The sequence below is a fragment of the Plectonema radiosum NIES-515 genome, from assembly GCF_025753815.1.
Taxonomy (GTDB): domain Bacteria; phylum Cyanobacteriota; class Cyanobacteriia; order Cyanobacteriales; family Nostocaceae; genus Hassallia; species Hassallia radiosum_A.
In genome coordinates this window covers 17,261-27,385 of the sequence record NZ_JAOWRF010000037.1, presented here as the reverse complement: position 1 = coordinate 27,385, position 10,125 = coordinate 17,261, and the positions used below count along the sequence as shown (strand labels likewise).

Annotated in this window: 6 protein-coding genes; 5 read left to right on the top strand and 1 reads right to left on the bottom strand. The window is 41.8% G+C overall.

All coding sequences use genetic code 11. The annotated features are described in order from the left end of the window. The first annotated feature begins 142 nt into the window (after nt 1-142). The 4 genes from OGM63_RS02715 to OGM63_RS02700 all read left to right on the top strand — a co-directional run bounded on the left by OGM63_RS02715 (nt 143) and on the right by OGM63_RS02700 (nt 4,733). Nucleotides 143-1,408: a M16 family metallopeptidase gene (locus OGM63_RS02715; protein ID WP_263743969.1), complete on the top strand. Its 1,266-nt coding sequence runs from the start codon at nt 143-145 to the stop codon at nt 1,406-1,408. Nucleotides 1,409-1,570: 162 nt separating this feature from the next. Then, nucleotides 1,571-2,854 (top strand): M16 family metallopeptidase, encoded by a 1,284-nt coding sequence (locus OGM63_RS02710; RefSeq protein ID WP_263743968.1) that lies wholly within the window; start codon nt 1,571-1,573, stop codon nt 2,852-2,854. Between the two features lie 60 nt (nt 2,855-2,914). Next, nucleotides 2,915-4,111, top strand: a complete 1,197-nt coding sequence (locus tag OGM63_RS02705) for a peptidoglycan-binding domain-containing protein (RefSeq protein ID WP_263743967.1) — start codon at nt 2,915-2,917, stop codon at nt 4,109-4,111. A gap of 268 nt (nt 4,112-4,379) precedes the next feature. Further along, the gene (locus OGM63_RS02700) at nt 4,380-4,733 is read left to right on the top strand and encodes a phage holin family protein (protein ID WP_263743966.1); all 354 of its coding nucleotides are present in this window, start codon (nt 4,380-4,382) and stop codon (nt 4,731-4,733) included. Nucleotides 4,734-4,868: 135 nt separating this feature from the next. Here OGM63_RS02700 and OGM63_RS02695 read toward each other — a convergent pair whose 3' ends face one another. Then, nucleotides 4,869-5,285, bottom strand: coding sequence for a cobalamin biosynthesis protein (locus OGM63_RS02695; protein ID WP_263743965.1), 417 nt, complete (start codon nt 5,283-5,285; stop codon nt 4,869-4,871). A 1,080-nt stretch (nt 5,286-6,365) separates the two neighbouring features. Between OGM63_RS02695 and OGM63_RS02690 the strand changes: the two genes are divergently transcribed. Next, nucleotides 6,366-10,061, top strand: a complete 3,696-nt coding sequence (locus tag OGM63_RS02690; protein ID WP_263743964.1) for a CHAT domain-containing tetratricopeptide repeat protein — start codon at nt 6,366-6,368, stop codon at nt 10,059-10,061. Nucleotides 10,062-10,125: the final 64 nt, after the last annotated feature.

Sequence of the window (10,125 nt, the reverse complement as noted above, 5' to 3'; positions counted from 1 at the left end):
TACTGATTTTTTCTGGGCAGAATTTAGTTAAATAATAATTTTATCTTTTGTCAAAAAATCTGTATAAATTGATTCTAATTTAGATGTCAAGAAAAGTTAAAATAATTAAAACTGCGTTAAATTTTGGTGAAAGCAGCAAAAATTGTCACAACAGCTAATTAATACGGTGTTTCCAGCCTCAGTTTTTCAACTAGACAATGGTGTAACCTTTATTCATCAGGAAATTGCTACCACCCCTGTAGTCGTGGCTGATATTTGGGTGCGTGCTGGTGCAACAAGAGAGCCAAATCCGTGGTTCGGGATGGCGCACTTTTTAGAGCATATGATTTTTAAAGGTACAGCGACGCTACCCCCCGGAGTATTTGATGAGAATATTGAAAATAGAGGTGGCGTGACTAATGCGGCTACCAGTTATGATTATGCTCATTACACTCTCACCACTGCTGCTTTATATCTAGAAGATACTTTGCCTCATTTAGGGGAACTGTTGCTGAATGCTGCAATTCCCGAAGAGGAATTTGAGCGAGAGCGGGATGTCGTATTAGAGGAAATTCGTCAAGCACAAGACGATCCCGATTGGCTGGGATTTCAATCTTTGATTCAAAGCGTATACCCGCAGCACCCTTACGGACGTTCGGTGCTGGGTACTGAGCAACAATTGATGCAGCAATCAGCAGAAGCAATGCGCTGTTTTCATGGTGCTCACTATCAACCAGAAAATATGACAGTGGTTGTGGTGGGGGGAATTGGGGAAAAACCAGCTTTAGAATTAGTAAATCGCACCTTTGAAAATTTTGGCGATCGCACTGATTGTCCGCAGTTTGAATTGATCGCCGAACCCGCAATTATCGGTATTCGTCGTCAAGAACTACATTTACCACGTTTAGAGCAAGCGCGGTTAACAATGGCATGGACAGCACCAGGAGTCGAAAAACTCCGCAGTGCTTATGGTTTAGATCTATTATCAGTATTACTAGCACAAGGACGCACTTCGCGGTTAGTTCGCGATTTGCGAGAAGAACTGCAATTAGTGCAGGGAATTTGCGCTAATTTGTCTCTTCAACGAGATTCGAGTTTATTTACAATTAGCGCTTGGTTAGAACCAGAAGAACTAGAAAAAGTTGAATCTTTAATTTGCGCTCACCTGGAAAATTTGCAGAATCTGGAAATTAGCGATGCTGAACTGGCACGTACCCGCAGACTGCTATGTAATGAATATGCCTTTTCTACCGAAACACCAAATCAACTCACCGGGCTTTATGGCTACTATAACACCATTGCCCAAGCTGAATTATCCGTTACCTATCCCCAGCAGATTCAGTCATTTGATGCCCAAGAACTGCAACAATTAGCTAAAGATTATCTTTCGCCGCACGATTATGCAGTTACGGTACTCAAACCTTGTTAATCAAAAGTTAGGAGGAGGGGAGGAGGGGAGGAGGGGAGGAGCGGAGTTATCACTTATGAATTTTAGCTTTTGACTTTGCGCCTTCGCGCCTCCTCATTCCTCATTCCTAACTCCTCACTCCTAACTCCTCACTCCTAACTTTTGACTCTTGACTTTTGACTAATGACTCAAACTCTAAAATCTTCTATTTCTCACTCCCCCATCGCTCGGACTGTGTTGAGCAATGGCATCGTATTATTGGTAGCAGAAAATCCCGCAGCTGATATCATTGCAGCGCGGATTTTTATTCGTGCTGGTAGTTGTAACGAAAATCCACAGCAGTCAGGATTAGCGCATTTGTTATCTACAGTCTTGACAAAAGGATGCGATGGACTTTCTAGCTTGCAAATCGCCGAAGATGTAGAATCTATGGGCGCGGGTTTGAGTGCAGATAGTGCTGCCGATTATTTTTTGGTGTCATTGAAGACTGTTACCGCAGATTTTGGGGATATTTTGGGATTAGCGGGGCGAATTATGCGATCGCCTACTTTTCCCGAAGTTGAAGTAGAATTAGAACGCCGTTTAGCTTTACAAGATATTCGCTCTCAAAAAGAGCAACCATTTACCATTGCCTTTGACCAACTGCGGCAGGTGATGTATCAAAATCATCCCTATGCCATGTCAGTGCTGGGGGATGAAACAACTATGGGCAGCTTGACTCGTGCCGATTTAGTCAAGTATCATCAGACATATTTTCGCCCAGATAATGTAGTAATTAGTATTGCAGGTCGAGTCACACTAGAAGATGCAGTTACTTTAGTAGAAAATATATTTGGAGATTGGCAAGCTCCACCCGAACCACTCCCCATAGTAGATTTTCCCGATCTTCAAGTTGAACCGCAGCAAAGACTCAAAGTGCAACAAACACAGCAATCAGTCATTATGCTGGGTTATCTCGGACCATCAGTGCTTGCTCCCGATTATGCTGCGTTGAAGTTGTTATCTACCTACTTGGGAAATGGGCTTTCTAGTCGCTTGTTTGTGGAATTGCGCGAAAAGCGGGGTTTAGCTTACGAAGTATCAGCATTTTTTCCCACAAGACTGCATCCTGCCTCATTTGTAGTTTACATGGGAACCGCGCCGGAAAATACCAGCATCGCTTTAACTGGACTACGGACAGAAGTAGATTTACTCTCAAGCAACCAACTAGAAGAAAGCGCACTTCAAGCGGCGAAAAATAAGATACTGGGGCAGTATGCTTTAGGTAAACAAAGTAATGGTCAAGTTGCTCAAGTATATGGCTGGTATGAAATTTTGGGGTTAGGAATTGATTTTGATTTCTTGTTTCAGGAATTAATTGCCGGTGTAACTGTTAAAGATGCGATCGAAGCAGCTAACCAATATTTACGGGAACCTTATTTATCCTTAGTCGGTCAACAGGAAGCTATTAATAGTGCACTCAAGTAGGTTTTTTGTAAAGCCAAGGCACTGTACTATTAGCATCAGAATCAACCGGGGGTAAATTCTATGAAAGGCAGCCAGACAGTAAGTAGAACTAACTACTTACAGGCATTAATCGTATCTCATTTTTTTTCTGCCAGCAAGTTTTATTTATTACCTCTGTGCTTTGCTACACCTGTGCTAATTGGCTCAACAGCCATAGGATCATTTGCAGCACCAGCAGAAATTGCCCAAGTAGTTGTGGGAGGTAGCGTCAATCGTCCTACCCTAAAACTTGGTAGTCAAGGAGAGCGCGTCTCTGAATTACAAGGAGCGCTGAAACTTTTGGGCTATTACACAGGTACAGTCGATGGAAACTTTAACCAAACGACTGCCAACGCTGTTTCGGAATTTAAACAAGCAGCGGGTTTGGCTCCAGATAGCATTGTTGATGGTAACACTTGGCAACGACTTTTCCCTGGTGAAGGAACGGTAGCTTCTTCCCCAGCTTCCTTGAACCCTGCATCCAAGTTTCCCACTCCTGATCCACAACAGTCTAGCCCCAGAGCAACAACAAGCACCTCACAAACAACTGTCAGATCGTCACCCACCAGTGGTACTTCAACTAATCGTTCTGAGCAAACTTTGCGTACTACCTCAACGAATGGGGTTGGACAAACTTCTAGTTCTGAGCAAATTGTTCGTACTACTTCAATCACTGGTTCTGGGGAAACTGTTCGCACTTCTAGACAAACTCCTCAAAACCAAACTAGTAGTTCTGGGGAAACTGTTCGCACTTCTAGACAAACTCCTCGCAACCAAACTAGTAGTTCTGGGGAAACTACTCGCACTTCTAGACAAACTCCTCGCAACCAAACTAGTAGTTCTGGGGAAACTACTCGCACTTCTAGACAAACTCCTCGCAACCAAACTAGTAGTTCTGGGGAAACTACTCGCACTCGTCAAATTAGCAGTTCTGGACAAACTACTCGCACTCGTCAAACTAGTAGTTCTGGACAAACTACTCGGCAAATGCCTACTATTCAATACACCGCAGGGGGAATGCCGATTTTGCGGATAGGAATGCGTGGTCCTGAAGTTGTTAAACTGCAAGAAAGACTGAAAAGACTTGGTTTTTTAGATGGTGATGCAGATGGAGATTTTGGTGCATCCACTGAAGCTGCGGTGAAAGCTGCACAACAACGCTATGGTTTAGAGCCTGATGGTGTCGCTGGTGGTGCTACTTGGGATGTTATCATGCGGCGTCGCAGTCAACCGCGCTAGATTACCGAAAAATTGGGTTTAAAGCCCCGTCGTAGAACGACGGCTTTTTAAAACTATGCGATAATCTTATCGTCTGCCTAAACGATAAGATGTTAATCTACGAGTCCAAATTAGATTGATGTAGGTAAAAAGAGAATTTTAACAAGCGATAAATTTGTAGTTAGGACTTTAGTACTTATATTATGAGATAAGGACTGAAGTCCTGACTACAAAAATGTTTTTTTATGAGTGGATAATGCAAATTTTCCCTATGTAGTTTAAAAAACGTATGCCACACTTTTTGTTAACTTGGTTAGGGACAGCGATCGCATTGCTGATTACGGCTCATTTCGTTCCTGGCTTTATAGTTAAGACTTTTGTCACAGCCCTGGTTGCTGCTGTTGTTCTGGGGCTAGTTAATGCGATCGTTCGACCGATTTTAATACTTTTTACGTTGCCAATCAACCTAATTACTTTTGGGTTGTTTACATTTGTTCTCAACGCCTTTACACTTTGGCTAGCAAGCGCTCTCACTCCTACTTATGGTTTTGAAATTCGCGGCTTTTTGCCTGCTTTGTTAGGTTCAATTGTGCTGGCGATCGTTTCTAGCATTATTAATTATTTACTGAGAGTAATTGAGTAGAATTAGGTAAAAAAGATAAAATATCTTTAGGAACCAGAGCCTAAGCAGCTTTCTAATATTACTGTTTTTTGTCACACCGAGATTCCCGACTTTTTTGAGAAGTCGGGGATCTATATCATTAGCTTGACTTACTTGTCAGATGTATTCTTTTTGGGCTTGGGCAACGGCTATTGTTACCGCACCTTGTAAATTAGAGCGGGAGAGATTTTCATGATTGGAGGTTGATTTAAATATTTGTTTCGCAACGAGGAGAGTTTGACACTTAGCTGCTAATAAGGCTGCGGCTTCAGCTACACTGGGAGTTCCCGTCTTGAGTGCGACAACTGGAGAAGACGTGGGGATAGAAATAGAAGCCAAAACATCTGCGGGAAAGGTTTTCAAAGCCAAGTTGCGTTGATGACAAAGTTCTCGCAAACCGATTTCATCAGCTTTAATGTCAATAGTAGCAATGCCTGCGATCGCACTCAAAGCAAGTTGATTTTTTTTAAAGGTTTCTTCAATCGCTATTGCTATTAAGTCTTGGGAAGTTCCACTCTTACAACCAATTCCCACCCACAAAACCTTAATTGCTTGTATTGTTGTAACATTAGCAACAGAATTTATATTTGTGGTAACAACAACTTTCTGAGGTAAAAAAATAGCGATCGCCCAAAATCATCTCAAATCCTCGCAAACAACCGCCATTAAATGATTCGTTTTATTTAGTATCCTATTGATACATTAAAACTGATCGTTATAATACTGTTCCATCCCAAAATAGTCTATATATTCCTATTAAGCACAGTAGGAACGCCGAGGGGGAAACAAGGTAAAAGGTAAGGGGTAAATTTCCTTCTTCACTTTTGCGAATGCATTTTGATGAAGCAGGCTTTTTGCTTGTAATATCTTGGTGTTTCACTAATTTTACTACTCCGTTGCAACAATCTTTACAGTTGCAACGGAGTTTTGTTAACTAAGGATCATCTGTGAGGGTCTAGAGGGGGAGTGGGTAGGGCTATTTCATTCTCCCCTAGCTCACCAGGGATTCAAAATCCCTGGCTAATAGCGCTCATTCTTCACGCATAAGACTAACAAAAGGTTCCAGTCCATTTTAATGGAATGCGCGAAGAATGAGCTAGTAATTTATTTCCGGGCGGGTTTTGCCAAGAATGAAATAGCCCTAGGGAGTGGGGGAGAGTTCTGAGTGAAATTTTCAGCTTTCGCTTATGATAAGCCAATACAGTTGGTGTTAACGAATTGGTGCTAAAAAAATGGTATGTATATAGAGACTAGCAAGTGCTACGTGTCTACCAGGATTTCGGGCTTAACACCAAGGAGATTGCCGCAGGGGGCACTCTCACGTTCGGAAAAATGTAACGGTGCCAAGATAGTGGCTACATAGGTGCTAATCTGACTTATACGACCTGAGAAAGCATCTATAATTATAATTTTTAATTTTTGAACAAAATTAGGTATCGTAGGGTGCGTAATTGTTGAAGTCCGTAACGCACGATTTTCAAGGCTTTGGTGCCGTCATGAATGTCGGTAAGACAACGCACCCTATTGGGTGTGGATTTTCCACACCCCAATCAGCCAGACCCTACGTATATTTTCACGCAATCAAATCGGATTGCTATATAAGGTAGAATTACGGTGATTAAACCAAAAATTAAAGCTGATAAAATGCTGATTAATCGCTATGCAGCAGCGATTGTTGGTATTGTGATGTTATCGCATCCGATGGTGGTGACAGCATCACTTGCTGGTGCGATCGCTCAATCGCAGAATAATTCCCCAGAATCGGTTAAGGGAAAGCAACTATTAGATCGAGCCGATAAACTTTTGCAGCAAGGTACGGGTGAATCTAAACAACAAGCGATCGCACTTTACTCTCAAGCGCTCTTAATTTGGCGAAAAATAGGCGATCGCAATTCGGAAGGAAACACACTTTTAAGAATTGGTACTCTTTACTATACACTTTCACAAAATCAAAAGGCGCTTTCATATTTTAATTCCGCATTAGTTATCAGAAAAGAACTTAAAGATCGCGTTGGCGAAGCGGTAATGCTTTATTCTGTTGCTAATGCTTATTCCAACTTAGGTGAAAAGCAAAAAGCGCTATCGTTTTACAATCAATCGCTGTCAATCTTTCAAGCTGAGAAAAAAATCAATTTTGCCGCTAACGTGCTTTATAGTCTTGGTGTCACATATTTTAGTGTCGGTGAAACCAAAAAAGCAGTTGATTCTTACAATCAAGCTTTGAGTATCCAGCTTGTGACTAAAGATATTGATGCCCAAACGAGAACCCTTCAAACTTTAGGTACAGTTTATACCCAATTGGGCGAAACCCAAAAGGGATTAGAAGCTTTTAATCAAGCATTAGAGATTTACAAAAAAAATAACGATCTGAATGGTCAAGCTAGTATTCTTAGCAGCATTGGTTTTCTTTACTTTTCCTTAGGTGAGAATCAGAAATCATTCTCCTATTTAAACCAAGCGCTTGATTTACAGAAAAAAGCTCAAACAAATCTATCAGGAACAGCTTTAGTATTTAACTTGTCTCAACAAGCTCAAATATTGAGTACTTTAGCTGCTACTTACAAAGGATTAGGCGACTATCAAAAAGCTATATCATATTCTAATAGTGCGCGTATTCTTTTACAAAAAGCTGGAAATCCCTTAGCGGAAGCTGAATCTCTTAACCAAGTCAGCTTTGCCTACAGCGAATTGGGCGAGAACCAAAAAGCGCTAGAATCTTTAAACCAAGCATTGGTGCTACAACGTGCTAATAAAGATTATGCACGAGCTGCTTTCACTCTGGGCAATATGGGTGACATTTATCGTTCATTTGGCGATTATCAAAAAGCCCTTGATACATACAATGAAGCATTAGCTCTCCAACGTCAAGTACAAGATCGTTCCGGAGAAGGAGTAACGCTCAAAAGTGTTGCTCTAACTTATAGTTACCTGGGTGACAATCAGCTTAGTGCTGATACTTACACTCAAGCACTGGAAATATTTAAAAAAATAGGCGATCGCACACAAGTCGCTCAAACTCTTGATAATATCGGCACTGTTTATCGAGTTGCTGAAGATTATCCCAAAGCCTTAAAATACTACGATCAAGCGCTAAAGTTGTGGGACGAACAAAAAGATGTCTTTAAAAAATTTGTCACACTCACAGGAGTAGTCAGAGTTTATGAGTTATTGAAAGATTATCCGAAAGCACTGGATACTGCTAACCAGATACTTTTATTATCTCAAAAGCAAAAAAACAGCTTTACTGAAGCTTCAGCTTATGCTTTTCTTGGCAAAGTGTATTTAGCGTCAGGAAATTCTCAAAAAGCTCTAGATGCTTTTACCAAAGCAGCATCTGAGTCGCAAAAACTAGGCATTCCCTTGTTTGAAGCTAATGTTTTAAGCAATATTGGTAAAGCTTACAATTCATTAAAGCAACCAGAGAAGGCAATCAACGCTTACAATCAACAATATTCTTTGCAACAAAAGTTAGGCGATCGCACAGGTGTTGCGGATACCCTTTATGATATTGCTGTCACCGAACGCGATCGCAACAACTTCAAAGCAGCGCAAAAGCAAATAGAATCGGTGATAGCGATCGTCGAAGATATCCGCACTAACGTTACCAGTCAAGATTTGCGAAGCTCGTATTTTGCCTCGATACAGAAATATTATCAGTTTTATATCGACTTATTGATGCGCTTGCACAAACAGCAACCATCCCAAGGATACAACGCTTTGGCACTACAAGTTAGTGAACGCGCTCGCGCCCGCAGTCTGGTAGAGTTGTTGAATGAAGCTAACGCTGATATTCGCAAAGGTGTAGATCCGAAGTTGCTAGAACTTGAACGCAACTTACAGCAAAAATTAGATGCTAGCGACAAACGTCAAATTCAATTATCCAACACAAAGAATACAGAAGCCCAGACCCAAGCGCTACAAAAAGAAATCTCCGGGCTTTTAGAACAATATCAACAAGTCAAAGCACAAATTAGAAGCTCAAGTCCCCGTTACGCTGCACTTACACAACCGAAATCCCTGACATTAGCACAACAGCAGCAGTTACTTGATAACGATACCCTAGTTCTAGAATATTCTTTAGGCGAAGAGCGCAGTTATCTTTGGGCAGTTAGCAAAACAAGCATTACCAGTTACGAATTACCCAAACGTGCAGAAATAGAAACTACCGCAAAGCAATTTTATGGATTGCTGAAGAAACCGAGAAGAATGTCGGTGGTATCTAATGCCAATTCACCTACAGATGTCGAAATCGCAAGCAAACTGAGTCAAATACTTTTGCAACCCGTCGCAAAAGAGTTGGGAAATAAGCGTTTAGTGATTGTCAGTGATGGTGCGTTGCAGTATTTGCCGTTTGCAGCATTACCGAATCCGAAAGACCTAACCCCCCAACCCCCTTCCCTACGAGGGAAGGGGGAGTCTGACTCTCCTCTACGAGGAGGGAAGGGAGAGTCTAACTCCCCTCCCCTCCCAGGGGATGGGCTGGGGGAGAGGTCACTTACGCCTTTATTGGTTGAACACGAAATAGTATATTTACCCTCAGTGTCTACTTTAGCAGTTTTACGCAAAGAAGTAAATAACCGCCAACCCGCACCGAAAGCGATCGCTATTCTTGCCGATCCAGTTTTTAGCAGCGACGATCCACGCTTGAAATTACCGCAAAAACAGGCAGTAGACAAAAGCAATGTCAACAACCTCGATTTATCAAGAGCAGCAAGAGATGTTAGTGTATCTTTTAATCGGTTGCCCTTTACGCGCACCGAAGCCGATCGCATATTGGCTTTAGTTCCCGATGCCTTACGCAAAGAAGCTTTTGACTTTACTGCTAGTCGGGCGATCGCTACCAGTCCCGAACTCAGTCAATATCGCATTGTCCATTTTGCTACACACGGCATCCTTAATAGCACGCAACCCGAATTATCTGGGGTAGTGCTGTCGCTCTTTAACGACAAAGGAATGCCGCAAAACGGTTTTTTACGACTTCACGATATTTTTAACCTCAACTTGCCAGCAGAATTAATCGTTCTCAGTGCTTGCGAAACAGGTTTAGGCGAAGAAATCAAAGGAGAAGGATTGGTGGGCTTGACAAGAGGCTTCATGTATGCAGGTAGCCCGCGAGTCGTCGTGAGTTTGTGGAGTGTCGATGACGAAGCCACATCAGAATTGATGACAAAATTTTATCAAAAAATGCTGCAAAATAAATTAAAACCTGCGGCTGCATTGCGATCGGCACAAATAGAAATGTTAAAAAATAAGAATTTTGCCGCACCCTATTACTGGGCAGCATTTACACTTCAAGGTGAGTGGAAGTGAAAAGTAGTAAGCACGAAGAGTGCTTAAAAAAGGCTTTAAAACGCCTACTACAAACATTCTTCAT